This window comes from Margalitia sp. FSL K6-0131, from assembly GCF_038008735.1.
Taxonomy (GTDB): Bacteria; Bacillota; Bacilli; order Bacillales; family Bacillaceae_C; genus Margalitia; species Margalitia shackletonii.
In genome coordinates, this window is record NZ_JBBOZS010000001.1 from 3,055,742 (window position 1) to 3,079,575 (window position 23,834).

Sequence of the window (23,834 nt, forward strand, 5' to 3'; positions counted from 1 at the left end):
GCTCTTTTTAAGCTAATTACAAGCTTCCAAAAGGATGATCCTGTAGGAAGCTTGTACTTTATCAAAAAGAAATCAAACCTCAAAATACAAGTGGCGATGAAAATGGCAGCCCGGATTAAAATTTTTTTTACAATTAGGGCATTTATAGTTACCATTTAGATATTCTGTAATCGTTAATTCCGTTCCACAGGACCCGCATAGGATTGCTTTTCGATGAAACTCTTTTTTTGGCCACACTTCAGGGTGCCCGCATCCATGTTCTTCATGACATTGATAGCATGGAAAGTAAGTTTGGCAGCAATAAAATTTAATGGCTATACGATCCTTTTCCGTATGATAGTGCGTACAGCGAGTCTCATTATCTACTAGACTGCCTTTCACCTCATGAGCTTTTACTTCCAAAATACATTACTCCTTTACAGAGCTAGAATTGGCGTGTCCGACAGTAATTCTTAATCCTTAATCCTTAATCATGAATATAGACATTTGTCCCGATTGGGACGATGGCCGCAAGCTCCAGTACATCTCTATTATACATTCTTATACATCCATGTGACACGTTTTTCCCAATAGATGCGGGATTATTGGTGCCGTGGATACCGTAATGCGGCTTTGATAAGCCCATCCAAAATGCCCCGAAAGGTCCACCGGGATTGTTTTCTTTATTAATAACAGTATAATTGCCAGTCGGTGTAGGTGTTAGCATTTTTCCGATTGCAACAGGATACCTTTTCATTACTTTACTGGCATTATATAAGGTTAAACGATGCTTCTTTGTATCAACATCAATCCATAATACCATTTCATCATCTCCAAAAAACGGACTCTCCTCTATTTTATAAACTGAACAGGAAAATGTGCTAATTTAGCGAAGCGCCCATTTTTCTTGCAGATAGGCTCCTTCCCAATCGTTATACATACCCTATATTGTAATGAATAAGAGAGAAAGGAATGGTGGATTAATGCCCCCATATTATCATCATTATTATCCTCCGTATGGCCATGGATATGGTTATCATGGATATTATCCTGTTGCCTACCATCCAGGATATTACCATCATCCATATTATGGATATCACCATGGTTATTATCCTCATGATCATTACGATCATCACTGGCATCACGGAGGGCATTACTACGACCATTACTAGACTATCTGAGAAGATATGGAAATCCCCATGTCTTCTTATATTTTGCATCTTTTCTTAACAAAATCATTATAAGAACGATTAACTTTTTTCAGAAACAAATCTACATTGGGATTCATAATCATTTACAAAAAAACTTTATTGCATTTCGTTTAATGGAAGGAAAATTTCGAAGACAGACCCTTTATTTAACTTACTCGTAACAGTTATCGTTCCCTTATGGTTTTCTATAATTTTTTTGCTGACCATGTAGCCGAGACCTGTCCCCTTCTCCTTAGTTGTATAGAATGGCTGTCCCAATTTTTCTAACACGGATGCAGAGATGCCGTAACCCTCATCAATAAAACGAATCAGTACACCATTCGAATCCTTTAACATTATTTGAATGGTAAGAGTCCCTCCTTTTGGCATAGACTCAATGGCATTTTTGATAAAATTAATACAAACTTGCTTAATCTGATTTATTTCACAATGAATATAAATTTCCTTTTCGTGATACAATGTTTTGATTTCAACATTATTTAATAATGCTTCCATATTTAATAGTGTAATAACCTCATTAATTAATGAATGGATTTCGATCATTGAAATCGTTATCGTCTGTGGTTTGGCAAGTATAAGCAATTCACTTAAAATTAATTCAATGCGCCCGATTTCGGAAGTAATAATATCAAAATACTCCGGTTTGTCTGGAAGATCCGATTTTATTAACTGGATAAATCCCTTTATTGCAGTCATCGGATTTCGAATTTCATGGGCGATTCCTGCTGCGAGCTGTCCGGCAATGGAAAGTTTCTCCGAGCGGACAAAAAGTTCCTCTGCCTGCTTCTTTTCTGTAATATCACGAATGATAACAGCCCACCCGTCAAATCCTCGTTTCTCTTTCTGCAGATGAAAACCCGAAATTAGAACATTTAAAAGGGTACCATCCTTCCTCAGCCTTTTCGTTTCATGGCCCTCCCATGGAATACCTTTTTTAATTTGCTTTACTTTATCCGCGACCTCTAGTTGATCCTCTTTAATTTTATATGGCAACTTATCTAGTTTTAACCCAAGCAACTCTCCTGCTCTCCAACCAAACACTTGCTCAAATGTGGTATTGACCCTTATCACTCTGTCATCATTGTCAAAAATTAAAATGGGGTCTACATTATGATCAATAAAGGAATCTAATCGTTCTCTGGCTAATTTTAATTCCTTCTGCACTTTCTTTTTGGAGGTAATATTCCGAGCAATTCCATAAACTCCCACTACCTGTTCATCCACAACCATCGGAATATAGGTTACATCAAAAATCAATGCATTGTTCTTTTTATTGGTGGCCATTAGTTGGAAACGTTGTACATTGCCCTTAATGGCTTGGTTAAAATGATAATCTCCTTTAATAATATTATTTTTAATGATTAATTTCCTAAATGAGGTTGGATTTGCAGATAACTCTTCCATCGTATAACCCATGGTATCTTGGAAAGCTTGATTAATAGACGTATATTTGCCTTCTAAGTCCAATGAAAATGTCACATCAGGATGATTGATAAATAAGGATTTATATCTTTCTTCACTTTCCTTTATTTGAAGTTCATATTTTTTTCTTTCAGTAACATCTCTTGAAAAGGATAACACCTCTACTAAATCATTGTTATCATCAAAAATAGCTTTAGCAGTGGTTTCCAGCCAAATATAGTGGCCATTCTTATGTTTAAATCGAAAACTAAACCTGCGAATATCTGACAAATTCACCATTTTTAAGTGATTCCCCAGAATTTCATTAATATCATCCGGGTGACAAAAATCTAATACACATTTTCCTTTTAGTTCATTCGGTTTATATCCAGTTATTTCAAAACATGATGGAGAAATATATACTACTCTAATAGATGAATCATACTTTACAATAATATCAACTGAATTTTCTGTTATTAATTGGTGTTGTTTCTTTATTTCTAATAAATTTTCTTCTGTCTTTTTCTGCTTACTTATATCTTGAAGCTGAGAAATAAAAAATAATGGTCTATATTTCCCATCTCTTACTAAAGAAATCGTCAATGAAACAGATATAACATGTCCGTCCTTATGAAAAAAACGTTTTTCCAAAGAATATGAATCATGAATTCCAGCTAGCACTTCTTGTTTTACAATCATATTTAATTCCAAATCCTCAGGATGTGTATAATCATTGATATACATACTTCTCAATTCATCTTCCGTATATCCTAATAATGAACAGGCTATCGGGTTCACTTTAAGAGCTTTTCCGTCCAATGAAATTAATGCCATCCCAATCGGAGCATAATGAAACGCCTGCCAAAACAGAGATTCCTGCTCGACACACTCATTTTTAACCATGAACCTAATCCCCCAATGTATGCTAATGTATAAAACCATAATTTTCTTATATATTAGCAAAATTCCCATTTTATGAATATAGAAAAATTACAACTTATTCCCTATATAATCTTCAAGAAAATTCCAATTAATGTTTTTTTCATAATTATATTCTTTTTTTGTCAAATATCTAATATTATATGATTATATAAAAAGGAGGTTTTACAGCTTGAAAATTAGAGAAATAAAACGTAATGCAAGACAAGCGTTAAAAGGAAAATGGGGATTTGCGATTTTACTTATCATTATTACATTTGCTATTACTAGTATGATCCCATTTATCATTAACGTCGCTTTGGATGGGGGTATTTCCGATGCTAATGATTCCTTGGGTTCAAATATCGGAAATCTAGTGTCCCTTTTTCTAATGCCTATTTCAGTTGGCTGCAGCTGGGTTTTCCTAAGCATTGTTAGAGGGGAAAAAGCTGAGATTAGCCATTTATTTCGGCTATTTATGGATGCAAAGAAATATTTCAAATCTTTAGGACTTTCATTACTTGTTGTAATATTTACGATATTATGGGCATTATTATTTATTATTCCGGGGATAATAAAAGGACTTGCATATTCACAAGTAAATTATTTATATAAGGACCATCCAGAATATAAAATTACTCAGCTTATTACAGAAAGCAGAAGATTGATGGATGGTTACAAGTGGAAATACTTTCTCCTTAATTTAAGCTTTATAGGTTGGGGAATATTATGTATTTTTACATTAGGTATTGGCTTGCTATGGCTTATCCCTTACATAAATACGTCATTAGCAGAATTCTACCGTCAAAGAACTGAAACTACAGAGAAAACGTCTGATTTACTATAATAAAAAGAGGGTTTCCCCTCTTTTCAGATTGTAGACAAAAGGGGTTCGGAATGGTCACATTCCGAACCCCTTTTGATTTTGTTCTTACTTTTTTACCTTTTTGGGTGTATGCTGACCTCTCTCATCCTCATCTACTAGGCCATTTCCGGACCTTTCCATATCCAGTTGGCCATTTTCTTCAAATTCATGGCAGCGAAAGTAAGCATCGCCTGCATCGACAATTTTTTAAGTCCCCTTAACGTTGTCCAACGCATACCATGCTTTTCTTTTGCGTCTGCAAATACACGCTCAATCGTTTCTTTGCGTTTCGCATATATCGTTTTTACCTCTTTGTGATGACGAAGATGATCTGCTTCCTCAAGGTACTCTTGCCAAATATGACGAGTCACTACTTTTTGATGATCCTTACTCTCCGTACATTGCGATAAAAATGGACAATTAGCGCAAATATGCTTAGAAGATTTGTATTCACGATACCCTTCTTTTGTCGTGGTAGAGTAATTCAATATCTCCCCTGATGGGCATATGTAACAATCATAGTATTCATCATATACGTACTCGTGTTTTCGGAAGAAACCTTCTTTTGTACGTGGTCTTGTATAAGGTAAAGCAGGTGTCATTTCGTTTTCGATTAAGTATTTCGTGATGGCCGGTGTTTTATAAGCTGCATCTGCCGCAACGGCATCGGGCTTTCCTACAATATCCATTACTTGTTCTACTAATGGTTCTAGGATTACGCTATCGTGGGTATTTCCTGGTGTCACCATATTTCCTAAAACAAATCCTTTGCGGTCAGAAGCTGCATGAAAAGAATAGGCGAACTGTTTAGTCCGTTCGTCTTTCACATAGTAACCACTCTCAGGATCTGTGGTACTTTCTTTTATTTCTTTTGTATCTTCTTTTTCAAATTTATCTGGTGGAAATGGCTTTTTTCCATGATCTTCCCGGTCTTGATTGATTTCTTCTTGGAGCTGTTCTTGATAGGCACGTGTTTCTTTTCGGACCACCTTTTTTTCGAATTTACGTTTATTCGCACTCGCTTTTACATGAGTGGAGTCGATAAAAACATGTTCTGCACTTATCAAATTCTTTTCCGCTGCTGTTTTTAGAATTCGATAGAAAATCTGTTCAAACAAATCGGTATCTTTAAAACGACGCTCATAGTTTTTTCCAAAGGTAGAGAAATGAGGGACTCTATCATAGAAACCATAACCAAGAAACCAGCGATAGGCCATATTCGTTTTTAATTCTTCAATCGTTTGACGCATCGAACGAATGCCAAATGTATATTGAATAAAGGTAAGTTTAATCAAGATCACGGGATCAATACTTGGGCGTCCAACTGCGGAATATGTTTCTTCCACTAAATCATAAATGAAAGAGAAATCAATCGCTGCCTCCATTTTTCGGACTAAATGATTTTCGGGAACCAACTGGTCTAAAGCGATCATTTCTACTTGATCACGTTGAATGGAATTATGTTTTGAAAGCATCTTCATCACCCCAAGTATTATTTCTATTTATATTTTAAAACAAAAAAGACTGTAGGCAAGCTCGATCTTCATCGAGTTTGTCTACAGTCTGAAAAGAGGGTTTCCCCTCTTTTTTTATTTGAACAATATTCTTCAAAACTATTAATCAAGTTTCATTTTCACTGCTCGAATTATTCTCACACTGTAGTGGCTTCCCCTTTAACATTACTATTTTGTTCTAAAAAGGTAAGTGTTGCCGCACCTAATGTTTTAGCTGCAATTACTAATGCCCGTTCATCAATATCAAACTTTGGATGATGATGAGGGTAAGTGAACTCACGATCCGGAATTTCTGCTCCTGTAAAGAAGAAGGTACCTTTTACATGTTGTAAATAATAGGCATAGTCTTCTCCGCCCATTTGAGGTTCCCCTACTACAACCTGTTCGACTCCTGGTACACCTTTCGCAACTTCCGCAACAAATTCTGTATCTTCTTTGTGATTTACCAGCGCAGGATAGCCCCTTGAATATTTATAATTATATGTAGATTCGCTAGTTTGACAGGTTCCTTTTACAATCGTTTCGATTTCTTTTTCAATAAAATCTCTCACTTCTTCATTAAATGTCCTTACTGTCCCTCGTAAAACAGCCTTATCAGCAATAACATTAAAGGCATTCTCAGCTACAAAGGAACCGACTGATACTACTGCTGGAGACAATGGATTAACCCTTCTGCTTACAATTTGCTGAAGATTCATTACTAATTGCGAAGCAGTTACAATGGCATCTTTTGTTTGATGCGGGGATGCTCCATGTCCTCCGCGACCTTGAATGGTAATTTCGAAGCTGTCCGCTGCAGCCATAACAGGTCCTACACCATACACAATCGTGCCAACAGGTACTCCAGAAGAAAGATGTGTTCCGTAAATAACATCCACACCATCCAAGCAACCGTCCTCAATCATTGCTATTGCCCCGCCTGGAGATACTTCTTCTGCATGTTGATGAATGAAGACAATGGTTCCCTCAAGATCATCTTTTATACTATTTAAAGCTTTAGCAAGCCCTAGTAACGTTGCCGTATGCCCATCATGACCACAAGCATGCATAACACCTGGAACCTTAGACTTGTATGGAACTTCATTTTCTTCCTGAATCGGCAGCGCGTCAAAATCCGCCCTTAATCCAACCGTTTTACCAGGTTTTCCACCTTTTAGAACTGCTACTACTCCACGACCGCCAACCTCTGTTCGCACCTCATGTCCCAATGCTTGATGATATGCCGCTACATATTTAGGAGTTTCTACTTCCTGAAAAGAAAGTTCAGGATTTTGATGAAGATGTCTGCGAATTTCCACGATTTCATCATATAGTTCATCTAGCTTCGAAAATAATTGTTCCATTGGTCATTCCTCCTTAAAATTTATGTAAACCTTGATTAATTATCCAAGGTCAACTTACCGTATATTTCAATACTATTGTTTTGTTTACTCTATCACCGTCCACAAATAATTTCAATAGCCTATACATACTAAATTTTCCGTCAATATGAGACATCTTTATTTCTACAACCGAACTATTTTACTAGATTATCGATCGTATAAAATGATCTAACCTCTAATTATCCTATAGAGGAGGGGTTAAGGATGCCAAAAAATTTACTTATTTCAATTATCGTAAGTTTTGGGCTGACCTATAATTTTATGGAGTATTTTTGTTTTCCGCATAAATATAAAGCGAAAGCGACTCGCACATCGGCATATAGATGAGTGAAATTGGCACTTCCATTTTCACCTGATGCCCTTACCTGAAAGACGAGGAAACGGTGAAATTCGCTAGCCAAAGACTAATCTGGTGAAATAATTTATGTGTTGAACAACTTATAAATTCTTATAAATTAAATAAAGGACAGATTTGCATCTGCCCTTTACTCATTCTTTACATTTTTGTATAAAGAATGATTCCTGTTGATTATATTACCATCTAACAAATGCTGTTCCAACAATAATCAATAGGATAAACAATACAACGATTAATGCAAAACCTGCACCAGCACCGTAGCCGCCGCCATAGCCGTAGCCTCCATATCCACATCCACCGCACATAAAGGTCACCCCCTTCACAAGACCAGTCAAGATTGTAATTACAATCTATATCATAATTTATGTACTTGAAACTAAATCTGTATAGACAAACATATATCTTCCTGAAAATATTTCTGGATAAAAAAATTGCTACATTCATGTGTTGAATTATTATTCGATTTAGTTCTAAATCCTTAAAAAGGCTCTTACATTTAAAAGCAAAAAAAAGCGTATGCCTTAGACATACGCTTTAATGGAGATGCTTTATGAATGGTCACGGATTACTATAAAATATGCAAATTCGAAGAAATGTTAAGGGACAAGGATGGAGAAAATAAAAATGTGTTTTTTATTCAAATATTTTATCTAAAAAGATAGTAAATTGTGTGATTAAAGCTTGCACGTAATCTGGAAAGGCAAAAGACGGTACTGAAATGAACAATATAATGTACTAAACAAAAGATAAAAAGCTACCGCCCATCCATAATGAATTCCACTATATCTTTACTCGATCAACTTCAACCTTATATTGTTCATATACTTTTTGCCATTCTTCCATTGGAAACTCCATCGAGACACCATCCAATAATGCTGTAAAGACATCCAAACATATATGCCATCCCGCGATATCTTTTGCAGTATGATCAGTTGTAGTTGGAAAAATATCCGATAATACTAATAAACATTCTTCTGATTGTGGCGATAATTCGAAACGAACTGAACCTTCACCCCATTCGTACTCTAAAACAGAGCCCTTTTCATAATCGGTGATCCTCATATCAATCGATTTCCCAGAGCCATCATTCATATGAAACTTAATCGTACCATCTTTTCGAAGATCTGTGACTTGAAGATTAGAGAACCATTTTACCAATTTATCGTTTTCTGTTAAAGCAGCCCAAACTTCTTGAACGGTATGAGGAAGCAAACGCTTAAAAATCGCAGTACAGCCATTTTCTGCTTTTTCTATTTCCGCAAACATATAATATCCTCCTAAAATATAGAAAAGGCTATAAAAATAGCCTTTTTCCGTTTTATTGGTTATTTTCCCCGACGGTAGAAACCTGCCATGTAATCCCGAATTTATCTTTTACTTGTCCATAAGAAGGACTCCAGAATGTTGCCTGAAGAGGCATTACGACTTCTCCTCCAGCTTGCAGCTTTTCAAATACTTCTTTTGATTTTTCCACATTGCCTATATTAACCGCTATCGTTACTTGTTCTCCTAGTTGATACGGTTGTCCTGGGAAGTTATCAGAAAGCATTAAATCGGTATTTCCAATTTTTAGATGAGCGTTTAAAACACAATCCTTTGCTTCTGCAGGAATAGGATGATTCGGATCCTCTGGCATATCTCCAAATGTTTGAAGAGTTAAAACTTCTGCATCTAAAGCATCTTGATAAAATTTTACCGCTTCTTGACCATTTCCGTTTGTTACCAAATACGGATGAATTCCTAAAATCATGATGGACACCTCTATTTTCATTTTTATATTTTCTTCTAAGGTTCAGGAACATATGTTTGTGTACCTATTTAATTTAACATATTTACTTTTTGTTTGCAAACGGTTGCTAATATTTTTTTATCAAATAAATTTATTCACGAATCTATTCCATATTTAGCAAGGTACCTGCTCCTTATTTTGCAATAAAAGCAAAGGTTGACATTGGTTTAATGACCGAATTACGCATAGCATCATCCAATAATTTAATTTCCGAGAGGAGTAAGTTTTGAAATTTAGAAGGCATGTCAGAAACGGCATTCAGTTCTTCTGAATAATCCGTAAGCACATGTTGAATCTCCCATTCACCATCTTGTAATGCTGGAGAATAAATGGTGGTCTCCTTTAGCACATTCCAACCCGCGTCCTCTGCAATTTTTTTAACATCCATAGGAGTAAATAGTGTTCGGACATTGGAAAGGCTGGTATTTTTAAAGCACTCATATTGAGCTTGTATAAGAACAGAAAGGAAATGCGGCACCTGCTCATCCGTCTGAATTCTCGTGTCCCACTCCGCGAAGCATAGTGTTTTTCCCCATTTCTTCAATTGCATCAATATATCATGCAATTCTTCAAAGGAATGCAAATACCAAGAGCTGTGAGATAATACGACGAAGTCAAAATATCCTTTCGGAAAATCCACCTCTGGCGATAAAATATTCGTTTCAAATTGGACCTTTATCTGATTACCCAGAGCCGATTCCTTTAAATAGTGAATAGAATCCTCAAGAGTTATTGGGGCGCCGTAATCAGGAGAAGCAATATCAATGCCGTGTATAAGTCCTTTTTCACCAACTAAATAAGCTAACACAGCAGTCGTATCACCTTGGCCACAACCGATTTCTAATACTTTACTTCCTTCGCTTATGCCCCAAAATTCTGCTAATTTTAGACGATGTTCAGTCTGAATCCTTTGTATTTCGGAATTTGCTTCACTGGCCGCCATACAATTGATAATGTATTCTATAGCATCTTTATTCATAATAATCACTCCTAAATAAACTAACTGTAGACACATATTCGACATTTGCTGCAGAAATACCTTTTTTTAAATATTTGATAGTCCCCACACCTACTATATAATCTGTTGAATAGCATCTTCAATATGTCGATAGGTAAAATGAAAGCCTTCTTTTTCTAATCTTTCCGGAATGACCCAACGGCTTTTCAAAATTAGCTCTGTTTCTGTTTTGATTAAAACTGCCCCTAATTCCAGCATCCATTTGGGAGTAGGCAACCCGAATTTACGATTCATTGCTTTTCGTAATTTCATCATTAATTCTCGATTGGTAACGGGATTAGGTGACGAACAATTGAATACACCACTCAAATCTTCCCTCTCTTGAAGGAATTGGATTATCTGAAAGATATCTTCAACATGTACCCAGCTAAATTTTTGTGTGCCTGGTCCTTGTGTACCGCCAAGCCCAAAACGAACAAGGTTTTTAAAAGGAACAATAACACCGCCATGATCCCCTAAGACAATCGCTATTCTTAACGCAATTTGACGAGTCCTCGGTAATGAAAAATGAAAGAATGCTTTCTCCCATTCTTTGGCAACATTCACGGAGAAACCTGTTCCGATTTCTCCAGCTTCCTCTGACATCGGTCTATCTTCCGCATGTCTGTATATAGTTGCTGTACTCGAGTTAATCCAGAGTTTAGGGGGATTTTGACATTCTAATATGGCATTTCCTAAAAACTTAGTTGTTTCTGTACGCGACTGGAGAATTTCCTCTTTATTTTTTTCATTATAACGACAATCAACCGATTTGCCTGCAAGGTTTATCAACATCTCAGCGTTTTCCAGTGCTTCCACTATTCCATCATGATTATCCCATGTGATGTGTGAAGGCTGTCTAGAAATGATTTTTACCTCATATCCTAATTCCTGATATTTCTTTTGAAAGTAAGTACCAATAAACCCGGTCCCGCCTGCTAAGACAATTTTCCTTTTCATGCGATTCCCCTCTTTCGTTCGATAGAGATTGAAATACAGATAAGTAATATTCATTTGTGAATTATTTCACAAATATTATATCGAATTTTTCCAATAATGAAAACTGTTTATTATGTTTATACAAAAAAACGTTGTCGAGCATATCAACAACGTAAATTTTACAATAATTTTGTTATGTAAACTAAATCACTTACTGTTTAAAAATATACAAAGTATAAAATAAAACTAATACAAATGCCAACAATGGCTCCAACAAACACTTCAATCGGGCGATGCCCCAATAATTCCTTCAACGCCTCTCTTTGGTCCTGTGAAGAATTCTTTGGCTTTGCTCTCATTTCTTGAACAAATTCGTTAAATTCCTTCATCAAACGATTCAACACAATCGCTTGATTTCCAGCATGTCTGCGGACTCCGGCAGCATCGAACATAATAATGGAACTAATCACAACTGCTATTGCAAATGAGGTGGATGCGATTCCGTTCACAATTCCAATTGCTGTCGATAAAGATGCCACTGCCGCTGAATGGGAGCTTGGCATACTCCCACTGCTAAAAGCAAGCCCAACATTCCAAGTTCGATTCGTAACAAAGTAAAGAGGAACCTTCACAACCTGCGCAAAAATAATCGATACAAATGCTGCGATAAGTGGATAATTGCTAAATAGACTCAATCAGAAATCCCCTTTATCTTAATTTCATTTTTCTTCTGTCATCATATTTTCAAATTTCGAGGCAATTTTTTCAAACTCCTCATCATTTTCAATTGGTGATAAAAAACCATCCGAATCAATTTTCAAATAAAATACATCTATATCCTCCTCGTTATCTTGTTCCAAATCCTCCACAAAGCTAACGGCTATGTACTCAATACCAGCCTCCGATATAGTTCCAACCACTTCAACCTCTTGCTCTTCATTACCCTCTTCACTTATTGTAAAAACTTCTCCAACTTCATATTTTTCCATTATTTTTACCTCACAAATTAGATTTTTTGATAGTAATAAGTTATCCTATTATACTTCATTTCATTATAAAACTAGCTCAAAATTTTGCAGTTTTAATAAACGTAATTTTAGCAATTATCAATATTCCCGCACTTTTCTTCGTTGATCGTGACCACAACGACTTTTTACCTAATGACGGTCACGTTCCTCTCTTGACCGTGACCGTTCCAACTTAATTTTACTTGTGTTAGTTACATTGTTCCTATGTTCAGCGCAAGTGCCTGGTACTGTTTTTATACCATTGCATATGTTTTTTAGATTCAGTCTCTTTTTCTAAAACGGACCTCTTCTACAATAAAAATACTAAAAACAACAATGCCGCTTTCAACTCAAGTTAAATCATTAATATTTCGCGGATATCTTCTTCTGTTAAATTTGAGGAACCCAAATCACTCGGATTAATAATTTCTTCAATCAAATGCTTCTTTTTTTCCTGAAGCTCATTTATTTTTTCTTCTATTGTGCCGCGAGCGACCAGTTTGATAACTTGGACAGTATTCAGCTGGCCTATACGATGGGCACGGTCAGCTGCTTGCTCTTCCACCGCAGGATTCCACCATGTATCATATAAAATTACTGTGTCAGCTCCCGTTAAATTTAATCCAGTTCCTCCTGCCTTCAAAGAAATAAGGAACAGGTCACGTCCTCCAGCATTAAATTGGTTGCAAAGCTGGATTCTTTCCTCAGAAGGTGTTTGTCCATCAAGATAAAAGAAGGAAAACCCTTGATTGGTCAATCTCCTTCCTATTAAATGAAGCATTTTGGTAAACTGCGAGAAAATCAACACTCTTCTTCCTGCATCCTTAGATTCCTCCACAATTTGCATTAGCTGCTCAAACTTAGCCGAACTCCCCTGATAACCGTCAACAAATAAAGCCGGATGACAACAAATTTGCCGTAATCTAGTTAAGCCAGCTAATATCTTAATGCGATTTTTCCGTAATGTAGCTTTGTCCAAATGCTTTAGTGTATCATGTCTTAGTTTCGCTAAATAAGCTGCATATAGCTTTTTTTGCTCTGGCAGTAATTCTACAGATGTCATCTCTTCAATTTTTTCCGGAAGTTCAGATAATACGTCTTCCTTCAGTCTCCGCAACAAAAAAGGTTTGATCCGTCTTGCAATCGTTTTTCTTGTAAGATTACTGTATTCCTTAAACCCATGGAATAATTCAGGAAACACTACGTTAAAAATAGACCAAAGTTCTTCCAGTGAATTTTCAATTGGTGTACCAGTCAAAGCGAATCGATGATTAGCTTGAATTTTTTTCACAGCTCTAGCCGTATGTGTCACAGGATTTTTAAAGCTTTGCGCCTCGTCAAAAAACACCGTATGAAAAGTCTGCTTTTCATACCAATGAATATCGCTCCGCAACAATGGATAGGAAGTAATAAGGACATCCATTCTCTGTAAAGATTGCTGCAATTTATGCCGTTCTTTTTTATTTCCATCCATCACTACCGTCTGTATCTCAGGAGCAAATTTGAAAATCTCGCTTAACCAGTTATAAGTTAAAGATGAGGGACAAACAATTAAAACCGGCAGTTTTTCCTTACGTACTTCGGATAATTCCGAGAGAATAAAAGTGATACTCTGCAGTGTTTTACCCAAACCCATGTCATCTGCCAAAATCCCGCCAAATTGGAAGTTTGCAAGTGTTTTCATCCACTGAAATCCACGAACCTGGTATTCTCGCAGAATAGACTTCACCTGATTAGGGACTTCAAATTTACTCATATCTGGATGGCTAGCATCTTCTAAGAATGCTCTTAATGTTTTTTCCAGAGCAAGAACCTTTTGATCCTCTATGGTGCTTAATACTTTTATCCCCTGAACAAGTGGTAACTGGATCCCGCTGGCTAAGTCATCCCTTTCTGTCGGCAGCGCATATAAAAAGCGATGAATTTCCTCTAATTCTCTTGTCTCCAGTGAATACAGCGACCCATTTTTCAACCGGTAATACTTCCTTTTTTCCTCTAAAGCTAATAAGATATCTCGTATTTCCTGTTCCGATACCCCGTCCATTTCGAATTTAAATTCCAGCCAATTGGTCCGTTCCTTTGGTGCTTTCACACGAATTCTCGGTTTGGGATTTTCTTTATAAATTCGGTTCCTTACAGCCGTAGTGGCATAAATTTGGACATACTTCTGTAATTTAGGAACAATATGATACAAGAAGTCATACTCCAATTCCTCATTATGCAGAAAGTATCCTCCATCCGTTTGTGTGAACCTACCTTCCTCCATTAATTGGAGAATTGTTTTCTCTTTTTCTGCATCCCGTATGATCATAGAATTGGAGCGATATTCCGGTATCTCCAAAGGATTTATCACAATATTTTCATATTGAAACTCTAAACCCGCAAGCAGACGATTTTTCAATCGATCCAAATAAAGCTTTGCCACCAGTGGTGCTTTATTCATTTGCTCCATTATTTCAGCAGAAGCCTGAACTTCACCGATTCTTTTCAAACCCGGAATCACTTTTTCCTTAAAAAACTCAAATTGCTGGCTGGAAATTTGAATTTCATTAGTTCCTGAATCATCCAACATCCGTTTTATATTTACAAGCTTTTCAAAGTCTTCCATTCTAAACTCGTATAATTTCCCGTCATGTATAACGGAATGATAGGAATCCATTATAAGTAATTCATTCAATCCATTTACCTTCAAGAAGTAGCCTTCGTTCGCAACCTTACTAAAAGCAAATTGTATTGGTAAAGAATCGGTTGTATTACAAAGCTCTTCAAAATGCAATCCATTATATTGAAGTTTAACCGATTTCAATTTTAACAGTAGAGGCTTAAGGCGCTCCCATGAAGATGGAGGAATGAATAAGATTTGACCATTTTGTTTTTGTTCAGACCCAGCATATACCGTTTCATCTCCAATTATATCTACAAGCTGTTCCATAACAGCATCTATTTCTTTTGAAAAGCAATGAAGAACAGGATCAAATGTAAAATTGGATGAAAGAAGAGAGGCTATTCCCTCGTCCCAATTCTGCAAAAAATCTCTTATAAAAGGTACGCTGATTCCTTCAATATTCATTTCAATTCCGAAAATCCTTTTTTCTCTTTCTAATAAAATAGGCTTGCAGGTGAATTCTACTTCAAGAACATCTCTATTTTCGAAATGATGTCTATGTGAACTCGAACGTTTTTCCACATTAAATAGCTGTAACAGATTTTCTGAAAGCCCTTGATTAGGTACTTCTAATGTTTCCTCATTAGAAAACGGTGGTATTGACCCTTTTTTTTGCTTATCATAAAGGGCTATTAGCACGGCTGCTATATGCTGGCAATCCTTTTGATAGGAAGTAAGGCTAGGACAATTGCATTCTGCTTTAAGACCTGTTCCATCCTTTTTCAAAACGACATGAAAGTCTTCTGTTCCCATCACCAATGCCTTACAATACCCAGAACTGACCTTTTCAAATATTACTTTGTTCGAACGATAAAAAGCTTCCCCTCTTTTGAAGGAGACAATGCCGCACATTTCTTTTATCATTTTGGGGTTTAACTTCAAATTCAATTGTATTGCTCCTCCTAAGGATGATGATCTTCTTCCCTTCATTCTATCATGTTAGAACCTCATTATTAAAACGATACCATCTTAATCATTAATTCATGTAAATAAAAGGTTTTTTACTATTTATAAACGAATATAATCTTTAATACGAATAAAGGGGGTAAAGAAGATGACCAAGAATATTGAAACTTCAAATGTAAAAAAGTATAAGATAGAGCAGTTTTTCAACTCTGAGTCGGTAATATATAATTCTATTTCGTTCGATGAAAAAAGTGTATTATATTCCAGTGAAAAAAATGGAATATATAATGCTTATATTGTTTCTCTGGAAGATGGTTCACAAAAACAAGTAACTCACTCTACAGACAATGCTATTCATGCAATCTCTTTCTTCCCAAATGATAATCGCTTTCTATATTTAAGCGATAAGGGCGGTAACGAGATTTTGCATATCTATGTGCAAAATGAAGATGGAACTGCCATTGAATTAACAACTGGTGAACAAGAACGCGCAGAATTTTATCATTGGAGCAGAGATGGAAAGAGCTTCTTTTATGGTTCCAATAAAAGAAATCCAAGCTTCATGGATGTTTACGAAATGAATATTGAAACATTTGAGGCAACATGCATCTTCACTAATAATGAGGGATATGAGTTTGGTTCTGTTTCACCGGATAAACGTCTTCTTGCACTTGCAAAGGTCAATAGCTCTAATGACTCTAATGTATTTTTATATGATCGTGAGCTTGACCTTTTAAACCACATCAGCCCACATGAAGGAGATATCAATTATATCCCGCAAAAGTTCAGTGAGGATTCCAAGTATCTATACTTTTTGACGGATGAACATAGTGAATTTCAGTACTTAAAAAAATATCATATAGACACTAATATGACTGAAGAAGTAGTAAGAGAAAATTGGGATATCATGTATTCCTTCTTTTCCCATGACTATCATTATCTGGTCTATGCAATTAATCAAGATGCAAAAACAGTAGTAAAAATCGTTAACGTTACAACGAATCAATTGCTGGAACTTCCCGGTTTACCAGAGGGCCAGATTGTAAATGTAAAGCTTTCAAAAAACGAGCAATTAATCACTTTCCAATTTAACAGCTCTAATTCTCCAACGAATTTATATGCTTATCATTTGGAAACAAAAGAATGGAATCAGCTGACGAATACGTTAAATCCTGAAATTGATCAACAAGATTTGGTAAAAGCGGAAGTCATTCGATATCCATCTTTTGACGGATTAGAAATCCCGGCTATTTATTATAAGCCAGTCATTCGCAATGGGGAAAAAGCACCTGCACTTGTGTATGTACACGGCGGTCCTGGAGGGCAATCCAGAACAGAATACAATCCGCTATTCCAATATCTTGCTAACCAAGGATATGCTATCTTAGCCGTGAACAATCGAGGAAGTTCCGGTTATGGAAAATCTTTCTTCAGCTCTGCAGATCTTCAACATGGAGAAATCGATTTAGAAGATTGTATTCAAGCAAAAACATTCCTGCAGGCACAGGACTATATTGACAGCAACAAAATTGGGATTATAGGCGGAAGCTACGGCGGATATATGGTATTGGCTGCACTTGCCTTCAGACCAGAGGAATTTAACGTGGGAGTCGACATTTTCGGCGTTTCCAATTGGGAGCGAACACTGAAGAGTATTCCGGCCTGGTGGGAAAGCTTCCGAGATGCACTTTATAAAAAATTAGGCAATCCTTATACACAAACAGATTATATTCGCAGTATCTCACCTTTGTTCCATGCGGATAAGATTAATAAACCATTAATTGTTCTGCAAGGGGCTAATGATCCTAGGGTTTTACAGGTTGAGTCCGATGAAATCGTTGCAGCGCTGCAAAAAAACAATGTACCAGTTGAATATGTAGTCTTCCCTGATGAAGGGCATGGGTTTATGAAAAAGGAAAATAAAATAAACGGATATAAAGCAGTTCTTGCATTCTTAGATCACTATTTAAAACAAGAGTAAGAAAAGGAAAGGAACAGATAAAAAGTTTGTCTGTTCCTTTTTTCGAAAAATCTATTTAATTATTCGTCTTCCAAGTTTCCGAACGATCCAAAGAATTCGTAATGGATATCCTTTTCAGGTACTCCCCATTCCTTAAGAAAAGAGTTAACGACCTTCATAAAGACGGTTGGTCCGCAAAAATAAAATTGAGCTTTATTAGAAGGAAGTACTTCTTTCAGCCAATCAAGTGTTATATAACCCTCTTTATCGAAATATTGATTTTGCCTGTCCGTCTCTGTTGGTTTTTCATAGATAAAATAAGATTTTACATTTGGATGTTCGCTGCTCAAGTTTCGAACATGGCTTCTAAAAGCATGAACCTTACCATTTCTTGCTGCTTGAATATAATACACCTTTCGATCCGGTTGTTCGAATGCAATATAATTTAGCATTGAGGTTACAGGTGTTAATCCCACTCCACCGCTTATTAAAACAACTGGTTCATTGCTATTTATATCTAGGTAAAAATCACCCGCTGGTGAAGAAATTGGAAGAATATCTCCTTCATGAAATAATTTATGAAGATCTGTAGACACGACACCGGGAGGAAGACCTTCCCTAATTGGATCTTCACGCTTTACACTAATTCTGTAATAGTCGAGTCCTGGCCGATCTGACAAGCTATATTGGCGGAGATGTGTATACTTTTCTTGTGGGATATCAACTTTAACCGTTATATACTGACCAGGGATAAAAACAGGTAGCTGCTCTCCATCTTTTGGCTTTAAATAAAATGAAGTAATAATATCACTTTCGTTCACTTTTTTATCAATAACAAAATCTTTAAATCCTGCCCACCCACCTGGCTGAGATTCCGCATTCTTATATAACTCTTGTTCCGCCCGGATAAATACATCAGAAATAACATCATAAGCATCTGCCCAAGCATCTATGATTTCATCCGTAGCGGCATCCCCAAGAACTTCCTTTATAGCCCCGAGCAGATTTTCTCCAACAATTGGATAATGTTCTGGTTTTATGTTTAAACTGCGATGCTTTTGCATAATCCTTTCTAAAGCAGGCATAATAGCGCTCATATCTTCAATATTTGCCGCTGCAGCATATACTGCATTTGCGAGTGCTTTCGGTTGGTCACCGCTAACTTGATGGGTCATATTGAAAATATTCTTTAATTCGGGATGGTTCTCAAATAATCTTTTATAAAAACGTTTTGTAATTGCCTCTCCATGCTCTTTGACTACTGGGAGAGTACTTTTTACAATTTCGAGTTTTTTAGGATCTAATTTTTTCACCGTTTTTACAGCTGATTTCCAATTATCATTTTCTTGAATATTGACCATATGGAGTCCTCCTTTTAAGTCTCAAAAGTAATATTCCCTATTACCATAACGGTCAATGAAATTTCTTTGAATTAATTTTTTGAACTTTTGCCAATATCTTTCATCTAAAGTGAAATATTCTGCTAATTTTGGTAAAATAAATGAAAAGGAGTTGAGCGATATGAAAAACATAATCCTCTTCGACGGTGTATGTAATTTCTGCAGTCAAAGTGTTCAGTTTATCATCAAGAGAGATCCTTCCCGTGTTTTTCATTTTGCCTCTTTACAAAGTGATGTTGGCCAAAAATTACTAAAAGAGTACGATTTAGAAGAAAATTTAAATAGTGTAGTATACATCTCAGATAGAAAAGCCTACGAAAAATCCGATGCTGCTCTACAGATTTGCCGTAGGTTAAACGGACTATGGATAATATTATATATATTTTATTTAGTTCCAAGACCAGTTCGAAATATTGTATATGACTTCGTTGCAAAAAATCGGTATAAATGGTTTGGAAAAGCAGATAGCTGTATGATCCCCTCTCCTGATATAAAAAGCAGATTTTTGGAATAGTTTTCTGCCACTTTATTAGTTTACATAATATCATTATTGTTTACTAATTATTTTTTAATATAAATGAAGGAATTTTATTCCTGACAATAGAATAAAACTAATAATGTTTTTATTTTCATTTAGGAAACAATAAAATTTTCTCCCTAGATATAATTAATTACGTATAGCTCCAAGTGAAATTGGCACTTCAAATTTCACCAGCGCCTATCGGCTATTTGGATGTTATCATTTCTGGAGGATGCTATGAGTATTCCATCAAATGAAACAAAACAAAAAAGAACATTGTGGCAATGGATTAGTTTTATTACCCCTTATGTTTATTCAACAGGTATTGTCTTCATTATTGGTTGGATGCTAAGCGCTGCTGTGATAAATGGCATCGAAACAGTCAAGGCCCACTCCTGGAAGGCTTTTTTTCTGCCAACAAACGAAAACACTCATTCTAACGAACAGTCTTGGGTAAATGTGATTGCCCACTCCATCATTGACTCAAATTTAAATAACATTATTTTTCGGGGTATCTTTTTTCTTTTAATTTGGGTGACGTTATTTTTAATGATTCCAGTTGCTTTTACCCGTTTAAAGCGATTTAAACTATTTAATTTTGAATTTGAAGTAGAAGATAAAGAACAAGCGGCGATTCAAACTGTAGAGATTAATGGTGGAAAAGCGAAGCTAATGGCCTACTTGACAAGTGATGATGCTTCCGGAAAATTATTTGACTTTTTGGATGGAACAGTAATAAATTATCAAGAAGCCCTTATGTATTTTCTTGATGAAATACAAGCCGGCTACCGCCAGCACTTTAATGCATCCTTCAGCTATATGGTGCAGAAGGAAGGTCTTCCTCCCCAAATTGAGGATTTGTCCGACGAATCACGCGAAACGGGAGAAGCAGTTTTAAGAAACAAAACAGATAATGATAATTTGTTAAAGAAAAATTATCTTGTGTATTATTTCTGCTTAGAAAATAATACGTTTACAACCGTGCTCAGCAGTTATCAGCATCAGTTTGATATATTTGATAAATATTTAATCGAATTACTTCATAATATTATAAATAAAAATGTAGAAAATATTGAATACATGGTAGCTTTAACCTCAGAGGATGAGGAAAATGAAACTGCATAAGACAATCCTTGACGAAAAAGAGGGTTGTCCACTATTATGAAAGAAAAGGAGGTCGTCAAACGATGAGTTCACATTTTCAAATCCCTATTCAATCCAATAAAGTAAAAAAACGTGCTGAAAAAAAGCTTAAGGAAATGAAAGCAAATAAAAAAAGTGAACGTTCTGCCACCAATTCGTTTGTAAAACCTGTTCATGTCAGTAAAGACGATCCAATTGTTAAACGGATGTTGGGGCAACTTTAAATAGATTAAACTTTCCATTCTCCATTTTGATTTAAAAACTTTGAATGCTTTCTGGCCATTTCCTGCATTATAATGGAATTGGCAATTAAATCAGATGGCTGCCCGACCGATAATTTATTTAAATTCAAATCTTTTACTCCTTTAAACCGTTCCCCACGTAAATATCTTTTATAAAGTTCCAGAGTACGCATCCATGCCTCACCTTTTCATCTTGTATGTACTTTATCATATTCTTATTGAATTCCTCCCGCTAATAAAATTATCTACAGAATCCTAAATATTAATAGTACATAAACAAATTGTGAAATAGTTCATCACCACCTTATCTTTCATTTGGCCGGTTATTAATGTTGGTTAATATGTGTAAAGACCGCTTCCAAATTCTTAAATCCCTTTGACTCCCCATCCTCTTCCTGGATTGTCCAATCTTGATGTTGTAAAGCTAGTCCTCCGTGGTGATCTTTTTTATACGGCATGTTCACCATGTAGATTTTTCCATCTTTTCTGACGGTATATCCCAGATAATATGTATCTCCTGCCCCTTCCTCCTCATATATACCAATATCCTCTAAATTGTATTTCATCATTAGTTCCTTTAAATGCTGATTCATATCATTTTTTAGTTCTTCATATGGAATATATTCCATCTTAATCCCTCCCACGCTTTTTTCCATATTGTATCCTTTAACTTAAAGAATATGTTTTTAATATAAGAAAAGCGCAAGCGCCTTGCTCATTTGCGTACGGATTTCGTAGTCGCAGGCTCGAGATAAAAATTTAGATGTTGAAAAATTTTATACTTTCCTTAAAACAAAAAAACAACCCGAATGAAAGGTTGTTTTTTTCAAGTATTCTTATTGTCCAATATGTTGATCAAGGAAATCAGCAACTGCTGTATAAGCGGTTATATTATTTTTTAACTTGACAAAGAAATGGCCCTCGTCCTCAAAGCGGATGTAGGTAACTGGATGATTTCTTTCCTTCAATTCATGAACAATTTGTTCGGCCTCTTCAATCGGAACACGCGGATCATTTGCTCCATGAAGCACCATTAATGGACTTGTAATGTCCTTAGTTCGATGGATTGGATCAATTTCATCGAAAAATTCACCGTCTTCTTCAATACTTCCGTATTCTAGTTCGCGTAGTTTCCTGCGCCATGATCCTGTGTTTTCCAAAAATGTCTTAAAGCTTGAGATTCCTACAATATCAATCGCAGCGGACCATATTTTTGGATAATGTGTAATAGCAGCGAGAACCATGAATCCACCGTAGCTTCTGCCCATAATAGCAATTTTATCAGGATCGGCATTTCCTTCCGATATTAACCAATCCACCAGTTCTGTTAAATCCCTTACTGAATCCATTCTTTTCCGCACATCATCTAAATGTGTATAGGTTTTTCCATAGCCAGTACTTCCCCTGACATTAGGAGTACATACAACATAACCCCTATTCAGAAAATATTGCAGAAACGGATTGTACACCGCTCTAATTTGGCTTTCCGGACCGCCATGAACGAAAACAACCACAGGAAGCTTTTCCGAATGATGCTTTGGCTTATAGTAAAAAGCAGGTACTTCCAATCCATCAAATGATTGAAAATGGATTAATTCCGGTTCTACCAATTGCTCTTCAATCATTGGAGATTGAGAAACATATGTCAGCCTTTTCGCTTTGTTCGTTTTTACATCTAGCTCCCAAATATCAGATGGATATTTCGGTCCATTAAAGACATAGGCAAGCTTGGAATCGTCCGGTGAAAAGGTTAGATCTGTTATTACTCCAGTTGGTGTATCCCAGGTTGAAAATTTATTTTCAGAAAGGTTATACACTGTCCCTTTTGAAATTCCGCCTTTATTCACACTATAAGCAAGCAAATTTTTATCATTGCTTATCGTTAATTCTTCCATATCCCAATCTCTTTCATCCAACCATGTCAAATTTGTAGTGGTCAGATCTATTTTTGCAAGACCGATGAATTCACGGTCTTTATTCGTTAGAACATACAGATGGTTTCCGTCTTTGCTAAACTGCGGAGAAAGGAATACTGCCTCACTATTGTGTTCAGTTAACCACCTTACTTCACCCGATTCTAACTCCAATAAGCCAAGATCATTATCTAGATTTGATCCTGTTCTTTGAATAAGAAGGGATTTTCCATTTGGGTGCCATTTTACAACCGAATAGGTCCCATCTTGCGAATACACTGGACGAAATTCCAATGTTTCAAGATTTTGAATATATAGGTCAAAAAATGCCGGATGACGGCGGTTGCTCGACCATGCAATCCATTTCCCATCAGGTGAACTTCCTCCGTAATGATGGATATGATCAGGTGAATCGGTGAGCGGAATGATGTCACCTTGTTCCTTTAGTAAAAAAAGCTGCTCTTTTTCATTTACGCCAACATCCATCCCGATAACCCGATTATTGGTTCCTGGAATGTATTTTACAAAAATAATTCTTTCTTCCGTGAAAGAAATTTGCGATGGCCAGCCTTTTTCTGACCTCAGCTCCCATACTTGCGGAAGGCCAGTATAATTGGTAATAAAACTCAATACCTCACCATTAGGATGATAGACAGGATTACTTGCAGATCTAACATGCAGATATGGTTTTACATCAATCCAATTCATGTTGAGTCCCCCTCATC

At 36.1% G+C, this 23,834-nt stretch carries 23 protein-coding genes; 6 read left to right on the plus strand and 17 right to left on the minus strand.

The genetic code is table 11. The features are described 5' to 3' along the window. Nucleotides 1-72: 72 nt before the first annotated feature. Together NSQ59_RS14950 and NSQ59_RS14955 are read right to left on the minus strand one after the other, a co-directional pair. Nucleotides 73-402 (minus strand): CHY zinc finger protein, encoded by a 330-nt coding sequence (locus NSQ59_RS14950; protein ID WP_055740093.1) that lies wholly within the window; start codon nucleotides 400-402, stop codon nucleotides 73-75. A 64-nt stretch (nucleotides 403-466) separates the two neighbouring features. Further along, the gene (locus NSQ59_RS14955) at nucleotides 467-802 is read right to left on the minus strand and encodes a L,D-transpeptidase (protein ID WP_055740094.1); all 336 of its coding nucleotides are present in this window, start codon (nucleotides 800-802) and stop codon (nucleotides 467-469) included. A 160-nt stretch (nucleotides 803-962) separates the two neighbouring features. Here NSQ59_RS14955 and NSQ59_RS14960 point away from each other — a divergent pair, with 160 nt between their 5' ends. Next, nucleotides 963-1,151, plus strand: coding sequence for a hypothetical protein (locus NSQ59_RS14960; protein ID WP_126647763.1), 189 nt, complete (start codon nucleotides 963-965; stop codon nucleotides 1,149-1,151). A 135-nt stretch (nucleotides 1,152-1,286) separates the two neighbouring features. Here the strand turns inward: NSQ59_RS14960 and NSQ59_RS14965 are convergent, their stop codons facing one another. Continuing rightward, nucleotides 1,287-3,494, minus strand: coding sequence for a PAS domain-containing protein (locus NSQ59_RS14965; RefSeq protein ID WP_340832103.1), 2,208 nt, complete (start codon nucleotides 3,492-3,494; stop codon nucleotides 1,287-1,289). A 208-nt stretch (nucleotides 3,495-3,702) separates the two neighbouring features. Here NSQ59_RS14965 and NSQ59_RS14970 point away from each other — a divergent pair, with 208 nt between their 5' ends. Next, the gene (locus tag NSQ59_RS14970; protein ID WP_055740097.1) at nucleotides 3,703-4,356 is read left to right on the plus strand and encodes a DUF975 family protein; all 654 of its coding nucleotides are present in this window, start codon (nucleotides 3,703-3,705) and stop codon (nucleotides 4,354-4,356) included. A 134-nt stretch (nucleotides 4,357-4,490) separates the two neighbouring features. Here the strand turns inward: NSQ59_RS14970 and NSQ59_RS14975 are convergent, their stop codons facing one another. The 10 genes from NSQ59_RS14975 to NSQ59_RS15020 all read right to left on the minus strand — a co-directional run bounded on the left by NSQ59_RS14975 (nucleotide 4,491) and on the right by NSQ59_RS15020 (nucleotide 15,913). After that, on the minus strand, nucleotides 4,491-5,849 hold the full coding sequence (locus NSQ59_RS14975; RefSeq protein ID WP_055742329.1) for an IS1182 family transposase: 1,359 nt from the start codon (nucleotides 5,847-5,849) through the stop codon (nucleotides 4,491-4,493). Between the two features lie 176 nt (nucleotides 5,850-6,025). Further along, nucleotides 6,026-7,231 carry a M20 metallopeptidase family protein gene (locus NSQ59_RS14980; RefSeq protein WP_055740098.1) on the minus strand — a complete coding sequence of 402 codons (1,206 nt, stop codon included), beginning with the start codon at nucleotides 7,229-7,231 and terminating at the stop codon, nucleotides 6,026-6,028. Between the two features lie 573 nt (nucleotides 7,232-7,804). Beyond that, on the minus strand, nucleotides 7,805-7,933 hold the full coding sequence (locus NSQ59_RS14985; protein WP_083489346.1) for a YjcZ family sporulation protein: 129 nt from the start codon (nucleotides 7,931-7,933) through the stop codon (nucleotides 7,805-7,807). Between the two features lie 475 nt (nucleotides 7,934-8,408). Next, the gene (locus tag NSQ59_RS14990; RefSeq protein ID WP_055740099.1) at nucleotides 8,409-8,894 is read right to left on the minus strand and encodes an SRPBCC family protein; all 486 of its coding nucleotides are present in this window, start codon (nucleotides 8,892-8,894) and stop codon (nucleotides 8,409-8,411) included. Between the two features lie 52 nt (nucleotides 8,895-8,946). After that, nucleotides 8,947-9,378, minus strand: a complete 432-nt coding sequence (locus NSQ59_RS14995; protein ID WP_055740100.1) for a VOC family protein — start codon at nucleotides 9,376-9,378, stop codon at nucleotides 8,947-8,949. Between the two features lie 172 nt (nucleotides 9,379-9,550). Further along, nucleotides 9,551-10,396, minus strand: a complete 846-nt coding sequence (locus NSQ59_RS15000; protein ID WP_055740101.1) for a class I SAM-dependent methyltransferase — start codon at nucleotides 10,394-10,396, stop codon at nucleotides 9,551-9,553. A 93-nt stretch (nucleotides 10,397-10,489) separates the two neighbouring features. Next, complete coding sequence (locus NSQ59_RS15005) at nucleotides 10,490-11,374, minus strand: TIGR01777 family oxidoreductase (RefSeq protein ID WP_055740102.1); 885 nt, start codon at nucleotides 11,372-11,374, stop codon at nucleotides 10,490-10,492. 197 nt (nucleotides 11,375-11,571) lie between these two features. Next, nucleotides 11,572-12,048 carry a divergent PAP2 family protein gene (locus NSQ59_RS15010; RefSeq protein ID WP_055740103.1) on the minus strand — a complete coding sequence of 159 codons (477 nt, stop codon included), beginning with the start codon at nucleotides 12,046-12,048 and terminating at the stop codon, nucleotides 11,572-11,574. A 24-nt stretch (nucleotides 12,049-12,072) separates the two neighbouring features. Then, on the minus strand, nucleotides 12,073-12,342 hold the full coding sequence (locus NSQ59_RS15015) for a DUF1292 domain-containing protein (protein WP_055740104.1): 270 nt from the start codon (nucleotides 12,340-12,342) through the stop codon (nucleotides 12,073-12,075). Nucleotides 12,343-12,715: 373 nt separating this feature from the next. Beyond that, nucleotides 12,716-15,913 (minus strand): DEAD/DEAH box helicase, encoded by a 3,198-nt coding sequence (locus NSQ59_RS15020; RefSeq protein ID WP_055740105.1) that lies wholly within the window; start codon nucleotides 15,911-15,913, stop codon nucleotides 12,716-12,718. A gap of 166 nt (nucleotides 15,914-16,079) precedes the next feature. Between NSQ59_RS15020 and NSQ59_RS15025 the strand changes: the two genes are divergently transcribed. Then, nucleotides 16,080-17,912, plus strand: coding sequence for a S9 family peptidase (locus NSQ59_RS15025; RefSeq protein ID WP_055740106.1), 1,833 nt, complete (start codon nucleotides 16,080-16,082; stop codon nucleotides 17,910-17,912). 59 nt (nucleotides 17,913-17,971) lie between these two features. Here the strand turns inward: NSQ59_RS15025 and hmpA are convergent, their stop codons facing one another. Continuing rightward, a complete protein-coding gene (gene hmpA, locus NSQ59_RS15030; RefSeq protein ID WP_055740107.1) occupies nucleotides 17,972-19,252 on the minus strand; it encodes an NO-inducible flavohemoprotein in 1,281 nt (426 codons plus the stop codon). 160 nt (nucleotides 19,253-19,412) lie between these two features. On the opposite strand from hmpA, the gene NSQ59_RS15035 reads away from it, so the two are divergent. The 3 genes from NSQ59_RS15035 to NSQ59_RS15045 all read left to right on the plus strand — a co-directional run bounded on the left by NSQ59_RS15035 (nucleotide 19,413) and on the right by NSQ59_RS15045 (nucleotide 21,178). Continuing rightward, entirely contained in the window at nucleotides 19,413-19,805 is a 393-nt protein-coding gene (locus NSQ59_RS15035) for a thiol-disulfide oxidoreductase DCC family protein (protein WP_055740108.1), read from the plus strand. Nucleotides 19,806-20,048: 243 nt separating this feature from the next. Continuing rightward, nucleotides 20,049-20,936, plus strand: coding sequence for a hypothetical protein (locus NSQ59_RS15040; protein ID WP_055740109.1), 888 nt, complete (start codon nucleotides 20,049-20,051; stop codon nucleotides 20,934-20,936). Between the two features lie 62 nt (nucleotides 20,937-20,998). Beyond that, nucleotides 20,999-21,178 carry a hypothetical protein gene (locus tag NSQ59_RS15045; protein WP_055740110.1) on the plus strand — a complete coding sequence of 60 codons (180 nt, stop codon included), beginning with the start codon at nucleotides 20,999-21,001 and terminating at the stop codon, nucleotides 21,176-21,178. Between the two features lie 5 nt (nucleotides 21,179-21,183). Here NSQ59_RS15045 and NSQ59_RS15050 read toward each other — a convergent pair whose 3' ends face one another. The 3 genes from NSQ59_RS15050 to NSQ59_RS15060 all read right to left on the minus strand — a co-directional run bounded on the left by NSQ59_RS15050 (nucleotide 21,184) and on the right by NSQ59_RS15060 (nucleotide 23,817). Further along, nucleotides 21,184-21,369, minus strand: coding sequence for a hypothetical protein (locus NSQ59_RS15050; protein WP_055740111.1), 186 nt, complete (start codon nucleotides 21,367-21,369; stop codon nucleotides 21,184-21,186). Nucleotides 21,370-21,522: 153 nt separating this feature from the next. After that, nucleotides 21,523-21,825 (minus strand): DUF5634 family protein, encoded by a 303-nt coding sequence (locus NSQ59_RS15055; protein WP_055740112.1) that lies wholly within the window; start codon nucleotides 21,823-21,825, stop codon nucleotides 21,523-21,525. Nucleotides 21,826-22,032: 207 nt separating this feature from the next. Next, nucleotides 22,033-23,817, minus strand: coding sequence for a S9 family peptidase (locus NSQ59_RS15060; protein WP_055740113.1), 1,785 nt, complete (start codon nucleotides 23,815-23,817; stop codon nucleotides 22,033-22,035). Nucleotides 23,818-23,834: the final 17 nt, after the last annotated feature.

What these genes read in the sequence shown, in the direction of transcription:
- NSQ59_RS14990 (WP_055740099.1), bottom strand. Translation starts at nt 8,894, where the DNA reads ATGTTTGCGGAAATAGAAAAAGCAGAAAATGGCTGTACTGCGATTTTT.
- NSQ59_RS15040 (WP_055740109.1), top strand. Translation starts at nt 20,049, where the DNA reads ATGAGTATTCCATCAAATGAAACAAAACAAAAAAGAACATTGTGGCAA.
- NSQ59_RS15060 (WP_055740113.1), bottom strand. Translation starts at nt 23,817, where the DNA reads ATGAATTGGATTGATGTAAAACCATATCTGCATGTTAGATCTGCAAGT.
- NSQ59_RS15025 (WP_055740106.1), top strand. Translation starts at nt 16,080, where the DNA reads ATGACCAAGAATATTGAAACTTCAAATGTAAAAAAGTATAAGATAGAG.
- NSQ59_RS14980 (WP_055740098.1), bottom strand. Translation starts at nt 7,231, where the DNA reads ATGGAACAATTATTTTCGAAGCTAGATGAACTATATGATGAAATCGTG.
- hmpA (WP_055740107.1), bottom strand. Translation starts at nt 19,252, where the DNA reads ATGGTCAATATTCAAGAAAATGATAATTGGAAATCAGCTGTAAAAACG.
- NSQ59_RS14965 (WP_340832103.1), bottom strand. Translation starts at nt 3,494, where the DNA reads ATGGTTAAAAATGAGTGTGTCGAGCAGGAATCTCTGTTTTGGCAGGCG.
- NSQ59_RS15035 (WP_055740108.1), top strand. Translation starts at nt 19,413, where the DNA reads ATGAAAAACATAATCCTCTTCGACGGTGTATGTAATTTCTGCAGTCAA.
- NSQ59_RS15045 (WP_055740110.1), top strand. Translation starts at nt 20,999, where the DNA reads ATGAGTTCACATTTTCAAATCCCTATTCAATCCAATAAAGTAAAAAAA.
- NSQ59_RS14960 (WP_126647763.1), top strand. Translation starts at nt 963, where the DNA reads ATGCCCCCATATTATCATCATTATTATCCTCCGTATGGCCATGGATAT.
- NSQ59_RS15055 (WP_055740112.1), bottom strand. Translation starts at nt 21,825, where the DNA reads ATGGAATATATTCCATATGAAGAACTAAAAAATGATATGAATCAGCAT.
- NSQ59_RS15050 (WP_055740111.1), bottom strand. Translation starts at nt 21,369, where the DNA reads ATGCGTACTCTGGAACTTTATAAAAGATATTTACGTGGGGAACGGTTT.
- NSQ59_RS14955 (WP_055740094.1), bottom strand. Translation starts at nt 802, where the DNA reads ATGGTATTATGGATTGATGTTGATACAAAGAAGCATCGTTTAACCTTA.
- NSQ59_RS15000 (WP_055740101.1), bottom strand. Translation starts at nt 10,396, where the DNA reads ATGAATAAAGATGCTATAGAATACATTATCAATTGTATGGCGGCCAGT.
- NSQ59_RS15015 (WP_055740104.1), bottom strand. Translation starts at nt 12,342, where the DNA reads ATGGAAAAATATGAAGTTGGAGAAGTTTTTACAATAAGTGAAGAGGGT.
- NSQ59_RS14995 (WP_055740100.1), bottom strand. Translation starts at nt 9,378, where the DNA reads ATGATTTTAGGAATTCATCCGTATTTGGTAACAAACGGAAATGGTCAA.
- NSQ59_RS14985 (WP_083489346.1), bottom strand. Translation starts at nt 7,933, where the DNA reads ATGTGCGGTGGATGTGGATATGGAGGCTACGGCTATGGCGGCGGCTAC.
- NSQ59_RS15005 (WP_055740102.1), bottom strand. Translation starts at nt 11,374, where the DNA reads ATGAAAAGGAAAATTGTCTTAGCAGGCGGGACCGGGTTTATTGGTACT.
- NSQ59_RS14975 (WP_055742329.1), bottom strand. Translation starts at nt 5,849, where the DNA reads ATGCTTTCAAAACATAATTCCATTCAACGTGATCAAGTAGAAATGATC.